Origin of the sequence: Actinoallomurus sp. NPDC052308, assembly GCF_040679195.1 — a bacterium.
GTDB lineage: Bacteria > Actinomycetota > Actinomycetes > Streptosporangiales > Streptosporangiaceae > Actinoallomurus > Actinoallomurus liliacearum.
The window spans coordinates 319973-341149 of sequence record NZ_JBFAUM010000005.1 but is presented as its reverse complement, the minus strand read 5'-3'; the positions used below and the strand labels follow the sequence as shown (position 1 = coordinate 341149).

Annotated in this window: 16 protein-coding genes; 4 read left to right on the top strand and 12 right to left on the bottom strand. The window is 69.3% G+C overall.

The genetic code is table 11. The annotated features are described in order from the left end of the window. Positions 1 to 51 precede the first annotated feature (51 nt). Positions 52 to 1473, bottom strand: a complete 1422-nt coding sequence (locus AB0L00_RS18605; RefSeq protein WP_364435309.1) for a sialidase family protein — start codon at positions 1471 to 1473, stop codon at positions 52 to 54. 469 nt (positions 1474 to 1942) lie between these two features. On the opposite strand from AB0L00_RS18605, the gene AB0L00_RS18600 reads away from it, so the two are divergent. Further along, the gene (locus AB0L00_RS18600) at positions 1943 to 2254 is read left to right on the top strand and encodes a PASTA domain-containing protein (RefSeq protein ID WP_364435306.1); all 312 of its coding nucleotides are present in this window, start codon (positions 1943 to 1945) and stop codon (positions 2252 to 2254) included. A gap of 128 nt (positions 2255 to 2382) precedes the next feature. On the opposite strand, the gene AB0L00_RS18595 is transcribed toward AB0L00_RS18600, so the two are convergent. Then, positions 2383 to 4044: an ABC-F family ATP-binding cassette domain-containing protein gene (locus AB0L00_RS18595; protein ID WP_364435303.1), complete on the bottom strand. Its 1662-nt coding sequence runs from the start codon at positions 4042 to 4044 to the stop codon at positions 2383 to 2385. 184 nt (positions 4045 to 4228) lie between these two features. Between AB0L00_RS18595 and AB0L00_RS18590 the strand changes: the two genes are divergently transcribed. Then, a complete protein-coding gene (locus AB0L00_RS18590; protein ID WP_364435300.1) occupies positions 4229 to 4996 on the top strand; it encodes a hypothetical protein in 768 nt (255 codons plus the stop codon). 65 nt (positions 4997 to 5061) lie between these two features. Here AB0L00_RS18590 and AB0L00_RS18585 read toward each other — a convergent pair whose 3' ends face one another. Next, on the bottom strand, positions 5062 to 5286 hold the full coding sequence (locus tag AB0L00_RS18585) for a hypothetical protein (RefSeq protein WP_364435297.1): 225 nt from the start codon (positions 5284 to 5286) through the stop codon (positions 5062 to 5064). A 450-nt stretch (positions 5287 to 5736) separates the two neighbouring features. Here AB0L00_RS18585 and AB0L00_RS18580 point away from each other — a divergent pair, with 450 nt between their 5' ends. Beyond that, complete coding sequence (locus AB0L00_RS18580; protein WP_364435294.1) at positions 5737 to 6117, top strand: STAS domain-containing protein; 381 nt, start codon at positions 5737 to 5739, stop codon at positions 6115 to 6117. 76 nt (positions 6118 to 6193) lie between these two features. Next, entirely contained in the window at positions 6194 to 7171 is a 978-nt protein-coding gene (locus AB0L00_RS18575; protein WP_364435292.1) for an acyl-ACP desaturase, read from the top strand. A gap of 159 nt (positions 7172 to 7330) precedes the next feature. Here the strand turns inward: AB0L00_RS18575 and AB0L00_RS18570 are convergent, their stop codons facing one another. The 9 genes from AB0L00_RS18570 to AB0L00_RS18530 form a co-directional block, all read right to left on the bottom strand. Further along, entirely contained in the window at positions 7331 to 8539 is a 1209-nt protein-coding gene (locus AB0L00_RS18570) for a YbfB/YjiJ family MFS transporter (RefSeq protein ID WP_364435289.1), read from the bottom strand. A gap of 135 nt (positions 8540 to 8674) precedes the next feature. Then, positions 8675 to 11428 (bottom strand): magnesium-translocating P-type ATPase, encoded by a 2754-nt coding sequence (gene mgtA / locus AB0L00_RS18565; RefSeq protein WP_364435286.1) that lies wholly within the window; start codon positions 11426 to 11428, stop codon positions 8675 to 8677. Beyond that, a complete protein-coding gene (locus AB0L00_RS18560; RefSeq protein WP_364392081.1) occupies positions 11412 to 11765 on the bottom strand; it encodes a metalloregulator ArsR/SmtB family transcription factor in 354 nt (117 codons plus the stop codon). The genes mgtA and AB0L00_RS18560 overlap by 17 nt, the downstream gene beginning before the upstream one ends. A gap of 139 nt (positions 11766 to 11904) precedes the next feature. After that, entirely contained in the window at positions 11905 to 13380 is a 1476-nt protein-coding gene (locus tag AB0L00_RS18555) for an LCP family protein (RefSeq protein ID WP_364435283.1), read from the bottom strand. A gap of 237 nt (positions 13381 to 13617) precedes the next feature. Next, a complete protein-coding gene (locus AB0L00_RS18550) occupies positions 13618 to 13938 on the bottom strand; it encodes a sec-independent translocase (protein ID WP_364435280.1) in 321 nt (106 codons plus the stop codon). A 467-nt stretch (positions 13939 to 14405) separates the two neighbouring features. Continuing rightward, entirely contained in the window at positions 14406 to 16280 is a 1875-nt protein-coding gene (locus AB0L00_RS18545) for a potassium transporter TrkA (protein WP_364435277.1), read from the bottom strand. Between the two features lie 265 nt (positions 16281 to 16545). Continuing rightward, positions 16546 to 18009 (bottom strand): WGR domain-containing protein, encoded by a 1464-nt coding sequence (locus AB0L00_RS18540; RefSeq protein ID WP_364435274.1) that lies wholly within the window; start codon positions 18007 to 18009, stop codon positions 16546 to 16548. A gap of 191 nt (positions 18010 to 18200) precedes the next feature. Then, on the bottom strand, positions 18201 to 19541 hold the full coding sequence (locus AB0L00_RS18535) for a hypothetical protein (protein ID WP_364435271.1): 1341 nt from the start codon (positions 19539 to 19541) through the stop codon (positions 18201 to 18203). A gap of 208 nt (positions 19542 to 19749) precedes the next feature. Further along, positions 19750 to 21138 carry a ricin-type beta-trefoil lectin domain protein gene (locus AB0L00_RS18530; RefSeq protein WP_364435269.1) on the bottom strand — a complete coding sequence of 463 codons (1389 nt, stop codon included), beginning with the start codon at positions 21136 to 21138 and terminating at the stop codon, positions 19750 to 19752. Positions 21139 to 21177: the final 39 nt, after the last annotated feature.

Below are 21177 nucleotides of genomic sequence, written 5' to 3'. Positions count from 1 at the left end.
GTGAAGGGGGCTGGGCGAGATCGCCCGACCCCTTTCACCCGTCGAGCGCCCTTACGGATGGATCGCGGCGAAGTATTCGTCTTGCTGGTTGTCGGGGATCGGGTGAGTCTGGGTGAACAGGGCCGTGAAGGTTCCGCCCGCGTGGTCGAGTCCGGTGTAGTCGCCGAGGAAGTATCCGCGCGCGACCGCCGCCAGCGTGACGTCGAAGGATCCGCCGACGTGCTGTTCATGCCAGGCCCGCGGGTCGCCGGCGGTGCGGCGGGGGCTGGTCACGATCCAGAAGTCGGTGAGGGCGCCGGGGGCGGGGGTGTTGCGCCGGAAGTCGTAGTAGGTCACTCCGACGGTTCCGTCGTCGGCCACGTCGACCACCGGGGTGAACGCCTGGCCGTTGCCTTGGGCGGCCGAGTCCGGGGTCTTGCTGACCTTGATCGGCTCGGTCCAGGTACGGCCGTCGGCCGAGGAGGACAACAGGACGGCCGACCCGCTCTGCGTGACGGAGGCGTCCTGCCAGGCGACGTAGAGCCTGCCGGTCCTGTGGTCGACGGCGATGTCGGGGACGACGTCGCCGGTTCGCAGCGGCTGGTGCCGGTCCGGATCGACGATCTCCGATGGGGCGACCTCGGCCACCGTGCTGGGCTTCGACCAGGTCTTTCCGTGGTCGGTGGAGCGGATCACCCGGATCCGCGACGGCTCGGTCTCGGCGAGCCGGGAAAGCCGTGCCCGCCGGGCGTCGGGGTCATGCGAGGTGGCCGCGAGGCCGTCGTGGCCCTCATCGCTGTCCCCTGAGCCCTGGAAGAACATGTCGACGAGGGTGCCGTCGGGCTGGACGACGATCTGGTTGGCGATGGTCCACTCGCCGTCGGCGGTCGGGTCGTAGATCGCGTGCGGCTTCTCCCAGGTGCGACCGCCGTCGACGGTCCGGGAGAAGAAGATCGGTTGTCCGCCCTGTGGGTTGCTGCGGTCCCAGACCGCGTAGACGCGCTTGGAACTGGTGGGGTCCGCTGTGATCAGTTCCTTGTCGTTGAAGTAGTTGCCGTCGGTGTCCTGTTGGATGAAGATCGGCTTGCTCCAGGTGTCACCGCCGTCGGTCGACTTCGACACCCCGATCGCGCTGGTGGTGGTGTCGGAGTTGTCGGGAGCCCAGCTGATCGGCAGCGAGATCGCGTACGCGTCGCCGTTCGGGGCGAAGCTCACGCCCGGGTCGGACACCCGGTCGTAGGGGCCGCCCGCGGCCTTGGAGACGTCGGGCAGGACGACCTGTCTCCAGTGTCCGCCGTGGTCATGGGTGACGCTGAAGGTGAGGGTGTGGGCACCGCCGTTGTTCCAACGGTCCTGCTGGTAGAAGCCGATGATGTTGCCGTGGTTCCGCGGGTTGACCGCGATCCAGGGTTCGACCTCGGCGCCGGGGTAATTGACGCTGCTCGCGGGTCCCTGGCCTGCGGTCGTTCCCGGTGTCGGGCTCTTGCCCGACACCGCGATCGGACGGGATACCCGACCAGGCGCTGGGCTCGCTGACGCCGTAGGGGCCGCTCCGAGTGTCGCACCGGCCGCCGTGCCGAGTGCGAGGAGCCGCAGGAGTCGTCGCTGCATCGACTGCCGCCTTTCCGGGCCCGCGTGCCGGGAGAGTCACGCCGGGCTCGAGGGGGTGGGTTAGCGGCGGCCAGTCGATCACCCCTCGAAGCCGCTGAACAGATCGTTGGCCGCATGCGGCAATATCGCGCCGGGTTCTCCGACCGCGGTCGTCGATCAGGGGACCCGGGACGTACACCGCCGCTGCCGGGACACCCCATCCGTCCGACTCGCGCAGCGCCCGGCGCTCCTGAACAATGTGACCGTCTATGGACCCGAATGACCGAGGTCGGGGCCGCCGGCCAGAGCTCGGCGCTGACGCCGGCACCGCGATCCAGCCGCGACCCGGACTGCCGGGAACGGGGAGGAACCGATGAAGAAGCGCGTCCTCGCAGGCGCACTGATCCTGGCGGCGGCGCCCATGCTGGCAGGGTGCGGGGGCATCGGGAGAGCGCGGCCCGCCAGGACGGGCAATGTCACGATGCCGAACCTGGTCGGCAAGAACGCCGCCGTCGCCAAGGACGACCTGGAACGGCTCGGGTTCGCAGATGACCGGATCAAACTGAGCCCTCAAGGGCACGTGTTCGTCGGGATGCCCTCCCACTGGGTGGTGACCGACCAGTCGGAGAAGCCGGGCGGGCAGGTCAGCCTTCAAGAGCTGATCGTCCTGACCGTGGCCAAGTGAGCCGCGCCGGCTCCTGAGCGGCGCAGCCCCTGGACCGGCGACATCGCCCCCGCCCGCAACCTCACGCGGCGCTCTTCATGAGTTCGGAGTTCTGCCGACCCCGTTCGGGGTGGGGGCCTGTTCTGGTTTCAGACCGGGCCCATCTCGGTGACCCGGCCGTTGCTGAGGTGCAGCCGGCGGGTGATGTGCACAGCGTTGATCATCCGGCGGTCGTGGGTCACCAGCAGCAGGGTGCCGGGATAGGAGTCGAGCGCGGACTCCAGCTGTTCGATCGCCGGCAGGTCGAGATGGTTGGTCGGCTCGTCCAGAACGAGCAGGTTCACGCCCCGCGCCTGAAGCAACGCCAGGGCTGCCCGGGTGCGCTCACCCGGGGACAGCGTCGCCGCGGGGCGGGTCACGTGCGCGGCGCGCAGGCCGAACTTCGCCAGGAGGGTACGGATCTCCGCCGGCGGCAACTCGGGAACCTCCGCGCCGAAGGCGTCCAGAAGGGCACTTTCGCCGAGGAACAGCGCTCGTGCCTGGTCGACCTCGCCCATGATCACGCCCGGCCCGAGTGCGGCGTGGCCTTCGGTGAGCGGGACCCGGCCCAGCAGCGCCGACAGTAGCGTCGACTTGCCCGCTCCGTTGGCACCGGTGATCGCGACCCGTTCGGCCCAGCCGATCTCCAGATCGACGGGCCCCAGGGTGAAGTCTCCGAGCCGCAGCACCGCGGAGCGCAGGGTCGCCACCACGGCACCGGCGCGTGGCGCGACGGCGATCTCCATCCGCAGCTCCCACTCCTTGCGGGGCTCCTCGACCACGTCGAGGCGTTCGAGCGCACGCTCGGTCTGGCGGACCTTGGCGGCCTGCTTCTCACTCGCGTCGGCGCGGAAGTTCCGGCCGACCTTGTCGTTGTCTCCCCCGTTGGCGCCCCGGGCCTTCTTCCTGGCGTTCCTGACGCCCTTGGCGGCCCAGTCCCGTTGCGTCCGGCCCCGCTGCTCCAGCGCGACGACCTTACTCGCGTACTCCTCGTAGTCGGCGCGGGCGTGCCTGCGGGCGACCTCACGCTCGGCCAGGTACGCGGCGTAACCGCCGCCGTAGACGTTCACCTGCTGCTGGGCCAGGTCCAGCTCCACCACCCGGGTGACCGTCCGGTCCAGGAACTCGCGGTCATGGCTGACCAGCACCGTGCCGGCCCGCAGGCTCGTGACGAACCGCTCCAGCCGCTCCAGCCCGTCCAGATCCAGATCGTTGGTGGGCTCGTCGAGCAGAAAGATGTCATAGCGGCTGAGCAGCAGCGACGCCATCCCCGCGCGGGCCGCCTGCCCGCCGGACAACGAGGTCATCCGCTGATCGAGGCCGGCCGCCAGCCCCAGCTCGGCCGCCACCTCCCCGGCCCGGTCCTCGAGATCGGCGCCGCCCAGGGCCAGCCATCGTTCCAAGGCGGAGGCGTATTCGTCCTCGGCCCCCTCACGCCCACCGACGAGGCCCTCGGTCGCGGTGTCCAGCTCCCGCTGAGCCCGCGCCACCCCGGTACGCCGGGCGAGGAAGCCGATCACCGTCTCGCCGCCGCGCCGCTCCCGCTCCTGTGGCAGGTAGCCGACGACCGCCGACGACGGGCTGAGCGTCACCGAACCGTCCTCGGGGGTGAGCAGCCCCCCAAGGGTCCGCAGCAGGGTGGACTTCCCCGCGCCATTGACCCCGACCAGCCCGACGACTTCTCCAGGGGAGACCACCAGGTCGAACCCGGAGAACAGCACACGGTCACCGTGCCCGGCGGCGACGTCCTTCGCGACAAGGGTTGCTGTCATAGAACGCCAACGCTATCCGCCACCGGGCGGTCGCCGGACCCGGCCGCCGCCCATGCGACGGTAGGTCGGAAGCGGCTCGCGAACACGACGGTGACAACCGTCTCGTACCGGTTTCAGGCCCTGAGCGTCGTTCCTTCGTCCGCAGTCGGGTGTATATCGTCCGAGGAGTCTGAAGGAGGTCACGGTGACCGTGTCAGCTGAGCTCGCCGAGATCCACCAGTGGTGGGCGCAACGATCCGGCCTCGCGGGCCCCGCGACGGCCTTCCGGATCGCCGGCAGCGCCTACGACCAGGTCACCCCCGCCGGTATCGACAACCCGTACTGGGAGATCGTCCGGCAGCTGCCGTCCGTGCGCGAGGCCGGGCAGGGGATCTGTCCCGACGGTTTCGCCCGCGGACTTCCCGTCGGGCATCACCTGCTGACCAAGCGCTACTCATGGGCGATCCCCTCACCTGGCGACATCGCCTGGCTTACCCAGATCCTGGGCGGTCGCGGCCTGGTCGAGATCGGCGCGGGCTCGGGCTATTGGGTGTGGCAGGCGGAGCAAGCCGGCATCGACGCCATCGCCTACGAGCCGGTCAGTTCCTCCGCCAACACCTACACCGACGGCACCGAATACTCCGCCGTCCGGCGAGACGGCCCGGCCGCCGCCCGGCACCACCCCGACCGGGCCCTGCTGCTGTGCTGGCCGTCTCACGGCGACCCGTGGGCGAGCGAAGCCCTCCACGCCTACACCGGCGACCTGGTGATCTACATCGGGCCAGGTGCGGGCGGCCGCTGTGCCGATGACGACTTCTTTCGGCTTCTCGCCCGGGAATGGACGCCGATCGGTTCCAGCGTCCACCACATCACCTGGCGGCACACCCACAGCGCGATGACGGCCTATCGCCGCAGAGAGCGGAACGCCGCCACGGTGGTCGGCGCCGATCGGACGACCACCCGGTACGCGTGACGCCGCCGCCGCGGGCACGCCCGCAACGGCAGGAGGCGCGTCGGCGCAGAGCTACGGTTCCCGTCTCACAGCTTGACGAGCTTGGCGTAGGGCGCCGGGATTCGTTCGGTATGGGAACCGAAATCCACGAGCACGGCGATGCCTTCCTCGACACCGGTGACCACACCGAGGCCGTACCTGTCATGACTCACCTGGTCCCGCACGGCGAACTGCTCGACGGGCGCGACGACCGGGGCCTTGAAGGGACTGGTGGGCAGGTGACGCCGGGTGCCGGCATGGGTGCGTCTCATTACGCAACAGTAGGCCATGTTCGCTGATCAAAGCTCGCGAGAACGCCCAACCGGGCCCGAGCTACGGGGCCGCACGCGAGCGGCGACCACCCTGACCTGCGATCAGAGGAGTATGCTAGAAGTGACCGAGGAGCTTCCGCGTCGGCAGTCGAGCCGACGCCTCACCGGCTTTTCACTAGCGCGGCCTTCAGTCACAGGCCAAGACGGGTCGGGCGACCATTAAGCCCCGTACCACCGCATGTCGGTCAATGACGACAGCGCGGAGGTGCCGTGCTCCGTCGACCGAGCCGGTCCCGAGTGGCCTCCGATCGCCGTGATCTAGCAATTTCCAGCACTGTCGGCGCGTTACCCGATGAGGCACCCGTTCTCAGTCGGAGACAGAACGCGCCTCGACATCCATGCTCACCGCGGCCGTACTCGGCCGCGGCATCCCGAACCGGAGACTTACCCATGCATCACAGCACCGTCCGCGCCAGGCTCTTCAGCCGGCGCCTACCCCGCCACACCGTCATCGCGATACGCGGAGAACTCGACATCGCGACCACCGCGGCACTCCGCACCCGGATCCTCACCATCCTCGCGGACACCACCACGCCGGTCATCATCGACCTGTCCGCCGTCTCCTTCTGCGACGCCTCCGGCCTGGCCCTGCTCGTAGGCACCCAGCGCCGCGCACGGCTGCACGGGCTCGCCGTCACCCTCGCCGCGCCCCGCCCGAACGTGGCCAAGTTGCTGCGCATCACCGGCCTCGACCACGCCTTCGTCGTCCGCCCCACCCTCGCCGAAGCCCAGCGCGGCCACGTGCGTACCGATCACCGCGCCGCGGCGTAACCTTCACTCACGCCTGACAGATCATCAGCGCCGATCGGGCGGCCGTGTTCATGTCATGTCTCTTCGGGGGGATCAAGTGCCGTTCACATCCGGGCCCAAGACGACGTCCGAGCTGCTCATCGAGCTCGAGCCGGTCGTCGCGGCCGAGCTCGACCGTCATCTGTCCACGGCGAAGGAATGGTTTCCGCATCAGTACGTGCCGTGGAGCCGGGGCCGTGACTTCGACGGTCCGTTGGACGGCGAACCATGGTCACCCGAAGACTCCACGGTCTCGCCCGCGGCGCGGGAGGCGCTGATCGTCAACCTCCTCACCGAGGACAATCTCCCCGGCTACCACCGCGAGATCTCCACCATCTTCGGGCGTGACGGCGCGTGGGGCACCTGGGTGGACCGCTGGACGGCCGAGGAGAATCGCCACGGCATCGTCATCCGCGACTACCTCACCGTGACCCGGGCCGTGGATCCGGTCGCGCTCGAACGGGCCCGCATGAAGCACATGGAGAGCGGTTACCAGGCCGACCACGGCGACAGAATGCTCCACGGCCTCGCCTACGTCTCGTTCCAGGAACTGGCGACGCGCGTCTCTCACCGCAACACCGGCAAGGCCTCGGGCGACCCGGTATGCGAGCGGCTGCTGGCGCGAGTGGCCGCCGATGAGAACCTCCACATGCTCTTCTACCGCAACCTGCTCGCCGCGGCCTTCGAGCTGTCCCCCGACGAGACGATGCGGGCCGTCACCGACGTCGTGACGAACTTCCAGATGCCGGGCCACACCATCGACGGCTTCCTGCGCAAGTCGGCCGCCATCGCCAACGCGGAAATCTACGACCTGCGCATCCATCTCGACGATGTCCTGTCCCCGGTCCTGCGGCAATGGCGAATCTTCGAACTCGAAGGCCTGGGCGCCGAAGGGGACAAGGCCCGCCAAGAACTGTCGGACTTCATGGAACGCATGGGGACGACGGCGGCCCGATACGTCGAACGCCGTGCCGAACGCCGGGCGCGGACGGCCGGCGCGCCGGACGATGAGCGGTCACGCTCCTCGCAACCCTGACCGTCGATGCGGCCGAATCGCTCCACGGCGGCGGCGATGACGCGTTCGGCGGTGGCGGGGTTGGCGATATCGCCCTGAACGGTCACGACATCCGCGTCGCCGGAGGGGGCGATGGTGCGCGAGGTGGCGACGACGGCGTAGCCGAGCTTGCGACGCCTGTCACTCGTCCTCCAGGGCGAGGGCCGGATGGCCCGGAGACGGCATGCGGTGGGGGAATCCGACCCGGAGAACGGCGGCCGCGACAGCGGAGGCCAGGACGATGACGCCCCCCAGGAGCAGGGCCTGGTGGTAGCCGTGGCGGAGCAACGGGGTGACGACGAGAGGGCCGAGGATCTGGCCCACCGAGTACCCGGCGGTCAGCAGTGCGACCGAGCGCGGGAACCGCAGATGGTCGCCCACGGCGAGCGCGAGGTTGCTGACGCCGATGAACGTGGCGCCGAAGAGGAGCGCCGAGATGAGCGCCGCCGCGACCCCGCCGATCAGGGCGGGCAGGGCGATGCCGACGGCCTGCACGGCCAGCGCGGCCAGCAGGAGGTCAGGGCGGGACCGGCGCCGGCCCAGCCACGTCCACAGCGCGGCGGAGGGCATGGCCGCCAGGCCGACCAGGACCCAGGCGCCGCCGCCGATCCAGCCGGGCGAGTTCTGCTCGATCGCGGCGACGAGGAACGTGCCGGCGATGATGTAGCCGATGCCCTCCAAGGTGTAGGACGCGAACAGGGTGCTGAACCAGCGGTGCACCCGCGGGCCGTCGGCCTGTTCTCGTACCTCGGACGCGGAGCTCGCCGGCTCGGGTGCGGGTTCGGGCCGCAGGTTCCAGGAGACGGCGGTGAGCGACGCGGCCAGGCCCGCGGAGGCCCACCAGGCGACGCGCCAGTCGGCGACCGAACGCAGGATCAGGACCAGGAGCCCCGACGCGGCGATGCCGGCGCCGACGCCGCCGAACGCCCAGCCGGGCAGATGAGCGGGGTCGTCACGCAAGTGGCTGAGCAGGGAGCTGACGGCGATGACGAAGATCAGTGCGCTGGTCGCGCCGGCGAGCAGCCGGAGCACCAGCCACGCCGCGGTGGCGCGGGTGAACGGCATCGCGGCCAGCGTCACGGTCAACGCCAGAAGGGAGCCGCGCAGGGCGACCGAGGAGCGCACCAGCCGTGGAAGGAAGGTGCCGGCGAGGGCACCGAGCAGGTATCCGACGTAGTTGGCGGAGGCCAGGTTCGCGCCGTCCCCTGCCGACAAGCCGGCCTGGGCGTGCATCAGGGGCAGGATCGGGGTGTAGACGAAACGGCCGACGCCCATTCCCGCCGCCAGGGCGGCGGCGGCCTGGGCCACGTGACCCCACGAGGAGCGGGCTCGCGAAAGTGCGGCGTTCACGCGGTGATGTCCTGCGGAGTTGCCATGTCCCCAGAGTGCGCCCGCCACCTGGGCCGACGCCACGACCGGCTTCCTCACTGCTGGTAGGCCCAGCCTCCCACCGGTGTACCGCGGCGATGTCCCGGATTGCGATCTCTACCGCGGCGCTTGTGACCGCGTCCCCTGTCGGGTCGGACGTGACGTACGTCCTTCGACCTTCTGCCACGCGGTCTTGGCCGCGCCGATCAGAATGCAGTAGAGGACGAGCACGAGGACCAGTGCCAGCAGGCAGACCACGGGCAGGGCAGTCATGCTCAGCGGAGCGGCCAGGAAAGACCACGGGAGGACCAGGGCGATGGTCACGATCGCCGTCGTACCGAGCAGGACCGGAAACGCGGCGTGGTCGCGCGGCGAGGGCAGTCGGCGGCCGCGCAGGAGGTGGACCGCGGCCGCCTGGGTGAGCAGGTTCTCGACGAACCAGCCGGTATGAAAGATCGCCTGGGCGGCCGGTCCGGGATGGTGGCCGGTGATGTGGAGCAGGATGCCGAACGCGGTCAGGTCGGCCAGGGTGTTGACCGGTCCGAGCCACAGGACGAATCGGGTCAGCCGGGCCGAGTCGAACGTCTGCGGTCGGCGCAGCGCGCGCTGGTCGACGTGGTCGAAGGCGAGCGGCAGCAGGCACAGGTCGAAGCAGAGGTTCTGGACGAGGATCTGCAGGGGCAGCATCGGCAGGAACGGCAGCAGGACGCTGGCCGCCAGCATCGACAGGACGTTGCCGAAGTTCGAGGAGATGGTGATCTCCAGGTACTTCTTGATGTTCGTGAAGGTCCGCCGCCCTTCGGTGACGGCCTCGGCCACCGACAGCAGGTCACCACGCAGCAGGACGACGTCGGCGGATTCGCGCGCGATGGCGACCGCGCCGTCCACGGTGATCCCCACATCGGCGTCCCGGAGCGCGGGTGAGTCGTTCACCCCGTCGCCGAGGAACCCCACCGTACGGCCGGTCGATCGCAGGACCCGGACGATCCGCGCCTTCTGCTCCGGGTCGATCCGCGCGAACACGGTGGTCCGGTCGGCGAGGTCACCGATCTCGGCGTCGCTGAGCGCCTCGATGTCGTCCCCGAGCACGATCCGCCCGGGGTCGATGCCGGCGTCCCGGCAGATGCGCGCGGCGACCAGCGGATGGTCTCCGGTGAGGACCTTCACGGCGACGCCGCGCGCCGTGAGGGACCGCACCGCGGCGGCCGCGGATTCGCGCGGGCGGTCGCGGAAGCCGACGAACCCGATCAGCGTGAGGTCTCGTTCGTCCCTGAGGCCGTAAGCGCGCGGACGCACCGGCTTGTCGGCGATGGCGACGGCCAGCAGCCGTACCCCGTCGGCGGCGTACCGGTCGCCGACGTCGCCGAGCCGTTGCCGGTCCGCGACGGTGAGGGGGACGTCACCGTCCGGGCGGCGCAGCCGGGTACAGCATTCCAGGACCTGCTCCACGGCGCCTTTGGTGATCATGATGTCGGTCCCCGGGCGACCTGCCGCTCGTACGACGACGCTGCCGCGCCGGCGCGTGGAGTCGAACGGGATCACCTCGACGGCGGTGACGTCGTCGACCGGAACGCTCATCTGATCGGCATAGGCCAGCAGCGCCTCGTCGAGCTCGTTGAACAGGACGATCGCGTCGCCGTCCGCCGCGACGGCGCTGTTGAGCGCCGCCCAGCGAAGGACCTGCGGATCGGATCGGCCGTCGGGGTCGATGTGGCAGTCGACGCCCACCTGGTCCTGGGTGAGTGTGCCGGTCTTGTCCGTGCACAGCACGTCCATCGCGCCGAGATTGTGGATGGCGGGCAGCCGCTTGATGACCACGTTGTGGCGGACTGCGGCTCGCGCCCCCCGGGCCAGCGCGGTGCTCACCATGACCGGCAGCATCTCCGGTGTCAGGCCGACCGCGACGGAGATGCCGAACCACAGGGCGGCGAACCGGATGCCGTGCACCGCGGCGTTGACGATGAACACCAGGGGGGCGCACACGAGCATGAGGCCGATGAGCGCCCGGGACACGCCCTTGACGCCCCGGTCGAAGGCGGTCTCGGCGCGTCGTGGCGCCAGGTGGGCGTGCATGGCACCGAAATAGGTCGCGGTGCCGGTGGCGAGGACCACTGCCGTACCGGTGCCGGCGGTGACCGTGCTGCCCATGAAGCACAGCCACGGGCAGTCGATCGTCGCCAGGTCGCCGGTCGACCGGCCGACGGCCGACACGTCCGGGACGGCGTCCTCAGGAGTGGCCTGCTTGGCGACCGGGAGTGCCTCCCCCGTCAGTACGGCCTGGTCCACGGTCAGGCCCGCCGACCGCAGTAGCCGTACGTCGGCGGGGATCATGTCGCCGGGGCTCAGGGTCACGATGTCGCCGGGAACGAGCTGGTCGAGCGGCACCTCTCGGCTCGTGGGGGGCGCGTCGGTGGTCGCACGGCGTACGACGGTCGTCGTCGCGACCACCATGGCCCGCAAGGTGTCGGCGACCCGATCGAACCGCTGCTCCTGGCGGACCTGCAGCCAGCAACTGATCAGCACCATCACGCCGATCACCGTGGCCGCGCCGAACGCGCCGAGGGCCGCCGACACCCCGCCGAGCACCAGCAGGGTGCCGACGAACGGGTTGGTCAGCGCGTGCAGGAGGCGGGCGCCCCGGCGCGATGCCGTGGGACCGGCGATGGCGTTCTCGCCGTGACGCGCCAGCAGCGTCTGAGCCCGGTCCTCCTCCAGCCCCCGCGGGCCGCTGTCCAGTCGCCGGAGCACCTGGAGGACCGGCATGGCGGCGTATTCGGCGAGCCGGCCGCGTACGTCGGGAAGCCGGGGTTCGTCGGCCGCGTCAGGCCGCGGTTCGGGGAGGGCGGAGGCGGATTCAGGCGCCCACGCCACGACGGCGTCCCAAGCCGATGGACCGGTCTCGCATGCGGTCGACCATCTGCCGCACGATCGTCACGATGTGCGGGTCGTCGACCAGGTAGATCTGGCGCCGGCCTTCCCTGCGGGACCGCACCAGGCCGGCGAGCTTGAGCTTGGCCAGGTGGTGGCTGACGGTCGGGACGCTCCCGCCGACGTGCCCGGCGATCGTCCCGACATCGCAGGCGCCGTGCGCCAGTACCCACATGATGTGCAGACGCATCGTCGAGGCGAGCAGTCCGAAGGTGCCCGCCATGTCCTGGAGCAGTTCGGGCGACAGATGTTCCGGCTCGCCGGCACCGGTATCCGTCATGAACCCTCCACGTCTGCTCGGCGACCGCCTGTCCCGACGCCAGCCTCTCGGAGAAGGCCTCGGATGTGCAACCGGCCCCGCCACGTCCGACCTGGTCCGCGAGATCTTTCGAGCCTCGGCATCTACCCGGGCCCCGGATTCAGCCGCAGACGTTCTTCAGCGAGACGGCGCCACCGCCGGAGCTCGCCGAGGCCGTCGGGGTGGTCGCCGTCTTCTTCCTCTTCGCGGCGGAGGTCGGCGTGTCCGACGGCTGCGGGTTCCCGCCAACCGCGATCGCGTCGGCGGCCACACGGCGCATCACTGCCACGTTGGGCTGGTAGACGTGGAATCCGGGGATCTTGTACGGGTTGTAGGCCATGTTCTTGATGTCGGCTCCGTGCTTCACCGAGCCGGACAGCTTCACCAGGGCCGGCAGCAGCCCCGACGGGATGTTGGTGAAGATCGTGCTCTGCGCCGCCTTGGCGAGTTGCTCGAAATGGGTGACGACCGTCTGCGGATCCGCTTGGTCGGCGATGTCCTTCAGCAGGCACTTCTGCCGATCCATCCGGTGGAAGTCATCATCGGCATGCCGACTGCGGCCGTACCACAGCGCCTTCTCGCCATCGAGCTTGTGCCAGCCGGGTTCGAGGTAGCCGGACGGCGGGATGCCCCGCTCGGGTTCACCGCCGATCGGGAGCCGTTTGTCGATGTGCACCCGGACGCCGCCCATGGCGTTGACGATGTCCTTGAAGCCGCCGAGGTTGACGAGGACGTAATAGTTGATCTTCAGGCCGAGCAGATACCCGATCACGTCTTCGAGCAGATGCGGACCGCGCTGCCCCTTCTTGTAGCCGGGCTCGAGGTCGGAGTGCCGCTCCCCCATGATGTACAGCTCGTTCAGCAGCCCCTGGTCGCCGGGGTCCCCGGTGTAGCCGTTCGGCCACCGCGAACGCAGCCGAGGCGGCATCGGGAACTTCTGCAGACTCCTGGGCAGGCCGAACAGCACCGTGTCGCCGGTCCTGGTGTCGATACTCGCGACCGTCATGCTGTCGGTGCGGATCCCGGTGCGGTCCTTACCGCCGTCACCGCCCAGCAGCAGCACATTGAGCCGGGGCAGGTTCTTCCACGGGTTCGCGGCGTTCACCTGCTGACCGGAGTGGTCGTCTCCGGGAAAGATGTTGGCCAGCGTGTTCCCCAGGACGTAGACGCTGTTGGCCGCGTACACCAGCGGCGTGCAGACCAACAGGGTCATCACCATGACCAAGGAGCCCGCCACGGCCCGCATCGCGAACGGCAGACCGACCGGGCGGACCACCTGGTAGGAGCGGATGACGACGCCCGCCCAGACCAGGGCGAGGACGAGGAGACCGACCGTGATCGCGCCGAGCCAGGTGTGCTGGACCGCGATCTGCTTGAGTTTCTCCTGAAACGCCAGCCCGGCCGTCACCGTGGCCACCACCAGCGCCGCGTACAACCCCATCAGGGCGAAGCCGGCCAGATGGCGACGGGCCCGCAGATGCGCCACGCCCCACACGAACGCCGAAGCCAGCGTGAGGCCCAGCGCCCGCCACAATCCCGCCACCGGAACCGGTTGGTGGCTCGATACCACGCGCCGGTCGACCTGACGCAGAGCCATGCACTCTCCCGATCTGCCGATCGCCGACACGAGGGTCAAGCGTCCTGAGCCCGAAGTCACTCCGTCATGCGGGCTGCGGCATGGTCGGATCCATCAGCCCCGATCCGACACTTGCTGAGTTGTACAAATATCAGATGCGGACAAAGCCCTCAACCGATTGCGGAGAAACCGGCGGTCACCCGCGAGATTCCACCGAAGATGGCGGCGCCGGCACCGAACGGGCCACGGCCGACGCGCTCAGGTCGCTTCGGTGTCGTACGGCGCGCGACCACCGCCATGGAGCCCCGCGCCGAGCCGCTCGACCTGGTGTGGCTCATCGAAGTCATCGATCAGGTGTTTCTGGATGAAGCGACGCGGGCTGAGGTCGGCGACATCCAGGTCGGCGTATTCGGGGCCGAGCCCCTCCTTGAGGTCGCTGGTGGCGTCCGCGGCCAGTCGGCGGAGTTGACGCAGCGTCTGGCCCGCCTGGCGAGCGACCCGAGGCAACTGGTCGGGCCCGAAGATGATGACCGCGAGCACCAGGAGCAGCGCGAACTTCTCGATTCCGATGTCGAACATCGCCTCTCCCGCTCACCCGCGCCGCCGACGTGGCGATGCCCGCCGCAGGCGTCACCGATCATCCCCGCCCGACCGGGCGGCCTCGGCCGGCACTTCGGCCCGACCTCGCCAGGTCGGGGACAGCGTGTCCACGACCGGACCCCTGACACCACCATACTTGCAGACTTGAACAAGTGACAGATATAACGAAGGCGTACAGCACGGCATTCTCGAAACACCACGGAAGGGGTGCGGGTGTTCGTGTCCTCGGGCGCCCCCCTGCACGATCCGTACGACCGCGATGACGGGCTACGGCCGTCCCCGGCATGGCGATCCGCCATGGCCAGACAACGGAACCTGTGGTCGGCCGTCTCGTTCTGGGCGTTCAGCGCCTTTCTCGTCATATACGACGTTCTCGACAGGACGTTGATCTCAGCGCGCCTGTGAGCCGCCCCGCCGCATGGCCCACGTCGGGCCACGCGGCGATCTCATTCCTCGGCCAGGACGATGACGAGGTCGTCGGCGGACAGAGTGAGCGGGGCGGCCTTGTCCGGGTTCAGCACCACGCCATAGCCGGGCGGCCGGTGGAACCCATCACGCCGCCGGTATCCCAGCGCCGTCTGTCCGCGCCTTCGGGCGGCCTCGATGACGGTGGCGAAGTTCGCGGACGCTCCGGGCAGCAGGTAGTCGCCGGCCGGCTTGAGGTAGATCTCCGACCCGGTCGGATCCAGGAGGTTGGCGAACACGTCCCGCAGGTCGTGGTTCTCGGTGAGCTGGGTGAGCAGCAGGCTGATGAGCCGGGCGCTGACGACGAAGTCGTCGGCCTTGGTGACCTGGGCGACCTCGCGATTGCTCTCGTCGTTGATCTCGCTGACGATCGAGTACGGATCCCCGATGCGCTCTTCCATGTCCCGCAGGTGCAGCAGGGTGACCAGCGTGCGCGCGTCGGCGTGCTGCGGCTCGTAGGTGTCGTCGGACAGCACGATGACGTGCTGGTAGGAGCCCACGTCGAGGGTCTCCAGCGCGGCTCGGTCGGTCGGGTCACAGCGGGTGAAGCCCATCGTGAGGTTCTGGAGAACCGCCAGTTGCCCACGAGGGTCGTCATGGAGGGCGGCGATGTCGAGGACCGATCCCGGCTGCGCGAACGCGTCCAGCAGCCCGATGATCTTCGGTGCTCGGTGGTTCCAGCCGACCAGCAGCGTGCGCGCCGGTTTGGCGGGCCGGGGCTCCGTGGTGCTGAGCGCTTCGGCGACGACCGGCGGCGGATCGTCGTCGAGCCGGATCAGCAGGTCGTCCTCCGCCAGCACGATGATCTCGTCGTCGGCCTGGATGACGGTGTCCATGGGCGGATTCACCAGGACGGTCCCGTCCGCGTGCCGGAGCCCGGTCGGAATGCCGAGTTGGTACGCGTCGAGCGCGTCGCCGTACGTCCTGCCCGCCAGAGACGGTTCGGATCGCAGATAGAACTCGTTGCCGGAGAAGTCCAGCAGGTCGGTGCAGACGGTCGACAGCCCCGATTGACGGTGTGACTGCACGACGAGCCGGACGCCGATGTCGTCGGCGTCGACGACATGCGCGGCCGGACCGCCCGCGAGCCGCGCCGCGGGCAGATTGGCCGAATTGGTCACGGCCGCCACGACCGGCGGCCGGTGCGCCCCCCACTCCCTCGCTCCGAGCGAGAGCAGCACCTTGATCACGTGGGTGTCGGGATCGTCGGTGGGCGGCGCGATCACCATGATGGACCGGGCGGTTCCGGGGCTGACCAGCTCCAGGTCGGCGGGTTTGAGGGGGGCGCCGCGGCGGCAGACCACCCGGGTGTTGCCGGTGTCGCCGAGGTGGTGGCGGATCGCCTCCTCCATGTCGACCTTGTCCTGGTCAGCGAGGATCGCCACGCAGGAGCGACGCTGGCCCTGGTTGGCCTTGACCAGCTCGGACACCACCGTGAAGACCTGGTCCGACCAGCCCAGCAACACGGTGTGGTTCCGCTCGATGATCTTCGAGTGGCCCTTGCGAAGATCGGTGATCTTCGATTCAAGGCCGGTGGTCAGGACACCGATCAGGGCGCTCACGATGAAGATGCCGCCCACCGTGACGGCCAGCATCAGCCCCAGGAACATCGGGGTACCGGTGTCCCCGGCCACGGTGCCGGGGTCGATGGCACGCATCAGGGTCCGCCAGAGCATCCCCGGCCAGTGCCCGTTGTGATCGGCGTCGGTCGGCGCGAGTGCCACCGTCAGGGAGGCGAACACGACGATCAAGATCGCCGAGGCCAGACCGAGCCATCCGATCAGCGCCGACGTACCCCTCGACATCGTGTTGTCGAAGGCGTACCGCGCCCGATCCCGCCACCGCGCCTGAGCCACCCAGATCCCCCTGTCCGACCGCGCTTCCCGCCTCGCGCCGCACGAAGCTACCAGCCCGAGGGAGCGAGCCTCGGCCAAGTGCACGAGTACGCCGACGTACCCGACGGCACGTGTCCGTGCCTCTTCAGACCGAGGCGATAAGGTCGGCGGCGCCTCAATGGCGGCTCAGGGCCGTTGAGCCTCCCTCCCCGTAGGACCCGAGAGGTACAGCACGATGGCGGGCGAACGGCTCCGGCCTCTCACGCCCCTCGCCGACCGGGCGCCGTCAGGCGAGACGGTGGATGTCGCCGTAGGCGCGGTAGAAACCGCCGCGGCCGGACTCGCGCACCTCGGCGACGACGTACCGGGCACCGCGCTCGCGGATTCCCTTCGGGAACTGGACCCGCCAGCTCTGGTCGAAGCCGGGAGAGACCACGCGGACCCGAAGGTGGCCGTGCTCTTCGAAGCACTCCACGACGACGCCCCCACTGCTGTCGGCGACGACGTCGACGGTGGTCGACGGGGTGACCGTCTCGACCACGGTCGGCGCCTTGACGTCGACGACGTCGGGGACCGAGCCCTGCTCCGCCGACCTGATGGCCTCCTCGCTCGCGTCGACGCAGGCCAGCGAGCCGTCCGTGGTCACGATGTACAGGCGCTGGTCGTGGTACTGCATGGAGTACGCGGCGCCGCAGCCGGTGGCGAGCTTCCACAGGCGGGTGCCGTCCTCGTCGAAGCAGTAGATCGAGGCCTGGTTGTCCCCGGCGAAGACGTACCGGCCGTCCTCCGCGGTCGCGCACGAGAAGACCGGTGCGTCGCAGTGGTAGGTCCGCTCCCGGCCGCCGTCCTTGCGCAGCCGCACCACCGTACGGGTCGAGGTCCCCGCGTAGACCGTCGACCGCTCCTGCCAGCCGAAGAGCACCGGCCCGGTGGACTGGTGCCACAGCTCCTTGCCGGTACGCCAGTCATAGCTGGTGACGCCGCCGCTGTGACCGTGGTGAACGGCGGCGGCGTCACAGCGCACCATCCAGCCCGCCGCCCCGCGGCCCTGCCGGCGCCACAGGAACTCGTCCTCGTGGTCGATCGCCACGACGCCACCGCCGGCGTCGGACACGCCGAGGATGCCGTCGTGGATGTCGAGCCAGTAGATGTCGATGTCCGGGGAGATCTGGTACGCCAGCCTGGGCACCTTTCCGGACAGGTCATAGACGTTGCCGTCGTCGCAGCCCGCGTAGAGCCAGGCGTCGTCGGCGACGATGCACTTGACCCCGTCGGGCAGCCGGACCTGCTGGACCACCTGGGCGTCGTGCGTCAGCGACGTGATCAGGCCGGCCTCGTTGCCCACCATGCACAGCCGGTCGTCGATGAAGATGCCGAACGCGGCGGAGCCCGAGGCGTAGCGCCACAGGACCGGAGCCCGCCGCGTCGCCGGGCGGCCGACGGGGGCCGACGCGCCACCGACGTGGGCGCTCATGGCCTGGCGACGGGAGAAGCCCCGCTTCTTCCGGACTCCGCGTACGGCGGGGGCGTAGCCCTTACGGACCTTTTCCCCGATCTTCTTCGCGGCCGTCGCCTTCGCTTTCGCCGCATCCGGGAACGTGGTGGTCTTGCGCTGCCCGGCGTCGCCGATCCGGCCGTACCGAATGGTCATCGTCGTGCCGTCGACCGTGACCTCATAGAACTTGTGCGCTCCATCGCCCTCTTCGGAGAGTTCGAGGTAGGTGGTCTCTTGGGTCGTTTCCACGGACATCGGGCCTTCCAAAAAGGGCTCGGGAGACGGGGGCAGGAGAAGGCGAATAAGCGTCGCCTTCCGCGTCGACAGCTCGAACCGTACGAGCCGGGTACGACATTTCGCCCTTATTCAGAGCCCCGTCAGGTTGGCGCCGGCGGGCTTGGAAAGGACGGCCGGACGCCCCTCGGCGTCGGCCGAGGGGCGGCGGCTCACAGCGTGCGGCTGGTGGACGTCCGGTAGACGCCCTGGGTCGGGAAGACGACCTTGAAGTAGTACTTCTTCCCCTTGGACGCGGAGAAGGAGAAGGCGCCGTTCCGGCCGAGGGTCGCCGTCTTGTAGGCGTGCCAGGTCTTGGAACCCCGTGCCCGGTAGTACAGGCGGACCTTCAGGCCGCGCAGGGTCGAGAAGGAGACCTGCCCGTTGTGCCAGTCGGTGACCCGACCCTCGAAGGAACTCTTGGACGACGTGCGGTAGATGGCCGCGGCCGCGAAGTGGGTCTGGTCGGTGAGGGTGCTGGTCACCGTGCCGGTGCTCGTGGCCGCCAGCGTGTCGGCGTCCGTACGGACCCGCGCCTGCCAGTCGGCGGTGCCCAGGTGGATGCCCACGATATTGCGGAAGGCCCCGTACGCGTCGGTCTGCGCCGTGTAATCCCGGTGCCAGGTCGTGGAGCCCTTGGGCCGGTAGTAGAAGTCGACCCAGCCGTAGGGCAGACCGACCCAGGAGGCGCCGTTCCAGCGCTCCACCTCGCCGGTCGCGTACAGACCCTTTTCGTAGGCGTGGTGGGCCTCGTCGTGCGACGGCAGGGCAAACTTCATGACACGCGTCTTGGACACGCCGTAGATCAGGGCGTAGCCGGCGGTCGCGGAGTTCGGGAACCACTCTTCCCAGTACGTGCCCTTCAGTGTGTTGGCGACGCTCCACGTACCGGTCTCGCTCACGGGCTCGGTCAGGCTGAACCGGCCGTCGTCTCCGCTGGTCGTGGCGTACGTGACGTTCGGCTCGCTGGAGGTGCCGGGCTCCATCGTGAGCGTCAGCGGAGCACCCGCGAACGGCTGCCAGTCACCGTCGACCTGCACCTGCATCGTGCCGGAGAAGGTCACCGGGGTTCCGGTGGGTACGGAGGCGGGGGTCGGGTCCAGCACGAACCTGCTCGGCAGGTGTGCGGCCTGCAGCAGGGTCCAGCCCGTGCTTCGGCTGGGGGCCAGGTCTGTGTCACCGGCGAACACCGCCGCGACATAGCCGCCGCTCGGCAGCGTCGTCGTGATCGTGAAGTGCCCGTCGGAGCCGGTCGTTCCGGTGGCCACCGGAACGTACGCGGTCTCGCCGGGCGGCCTGAGCTCGATCCGCACCGGCTCACCGGCCACGGGGTCTTGGGTACGGCCTTCGGTGAGTTCGCCGGTGAAGGTCACCGCCTGCCGGTAGGCGGCCGTGGTCACCGAGCTCGCGAAGCCGACGATGGAGGTCGGCTGTGTGGGGGAAGCCCCTGCGGGAAGGGCGGACGCCATCAGGACGGCGCTCGAAGTGGCAAGGGCGGCCAGAGTACGACGCATGTACGGCCTTCGATCCAGGGTGAGAAGAGGGCGAAATCCTACAGCCACGAAGATCATCGCGAATATGCAAAATGTGCCGGATCGGTGACCGCTAACGGCCTCTCGCGACGAACCAGGTCATACCGGCCGAGCCGTCCGCCAGGGTTACTCCAGACCATGCGAAACGCTCGGCTGGAGAACACCAGCCGAGCGTCTCGCCGATACGGGGTCAGCCGAGCGTCCAGCTCTGGTTGGCGGTGCCGGTGCAGGTCCAGATCTGCAGTTGGTTGCCGTCGGCGGTGCTCCAGTCGGTGTCGTCGAGGCACTTGCCGGAGTTGGTGTTGACCAGGCTGTTGCCGGCTCCGACGGTCCAGGACTGGGCGCCCGTGCCGTTGCAGTCGTACAGCTGGACCTTGGCGCCGTTGGCGGTGCCGGCCGCGGTCACGTCGAGGCACTTGCCCAGCGCCTGGAAGGTGCTGCCGCTGTGCGTCCACAGCTGCGCGTTGGTGCCGTTGCAGGTGTAGAGGTCCACCTTGGTGCCGTTGGCGGTGGCGGCGCCGGCGACGTCGACGCACTTGCCGCCGTAGCCGTGGATCGGGGTGGCCCCCGGCGGCGGGGTGGTCCCGCCGCCGTTGGTGATCGATTTGAAGATGTCGGTGAACTGGTAGTTGCTCTGCGGGGTGCCGCTGGAGCCCTGGTTGTCCCGGCCGAGTGACCAGAAGGTGAGCTCCTGGATGCCGTTGCTCGCGGCGAAGGATTCCAGGTCCTGGGCGTCCGAGGTGGTGAACACCTCGCTGCTGACGTCGTTGACGCCGATCATCGGGCAGTTGCCCTCCATCGCCCACAGCTGGCCGGAGGTCTTGCTGGTCCAGATCTGGCCGAGCTGGGTGTGCAGACCGTTCGCCGCACTGATCGCGGCCTGGCCCATGTCCATGGACCCGCCGTAGTCCATCGTCATGATGTTGACGAGGTTGACGTTGAGGTTGTGGCTCTTGGCGTTCTGCAGCAGGGCGACGCCGTCGGACTCCAGGCCGGAGGGGCTGACCGGCAGGGTGTAGTCGACCGACAGGGTCTTGCCCTGCGCCGCGTACTGCTGCTGAAGATTGGCGAGGGCCTGGTCGCGCCGGTCGTTGGCGGCCGTGTCGTCCAGCGTGGAGCCCTCGATGTCGAGGTCGATGCGGGTGAGATTGAACTGGTCGATGACCCTCTGGTACTGCGCCTGCATCGCCGCCACGGTGCCGCACGAGGTCAGTTCGGTGCCGCCCGCGCCGCCGAAGGACACGATCACGTCGCCGCCGGCCGCGCGCAGGCTGTTGACGGCGTTGTTCCAGCCCGCGTCGGTGATCGGGGTGTCACCGTTGATCGTGGCGTTGCAGGTGCCCTGGCTGATGACGAAGGCCAGCGTGTAGTACTTGTTGCCGGTCGCGTTGTAGGCGTTCATGAGCGAGGACGGGTCGTTCCACATCTCCGCGTACGGGGCGGCGTAGTGCGCGGGGAAGCCTGGGCCCGGGTTGGCGGCGGCCGACGCCGAGCCGGCCGTGACGCCCATGAGCGTGGCGGCCGCCAACGGCACCGCGCCGAGCGCCGCGATGAGTCGTCTGAAGCGGGGGCGGGTCATTGCGGGGTCTCCTCCTGCGGTGGGGGTGAGGGCGGGAGA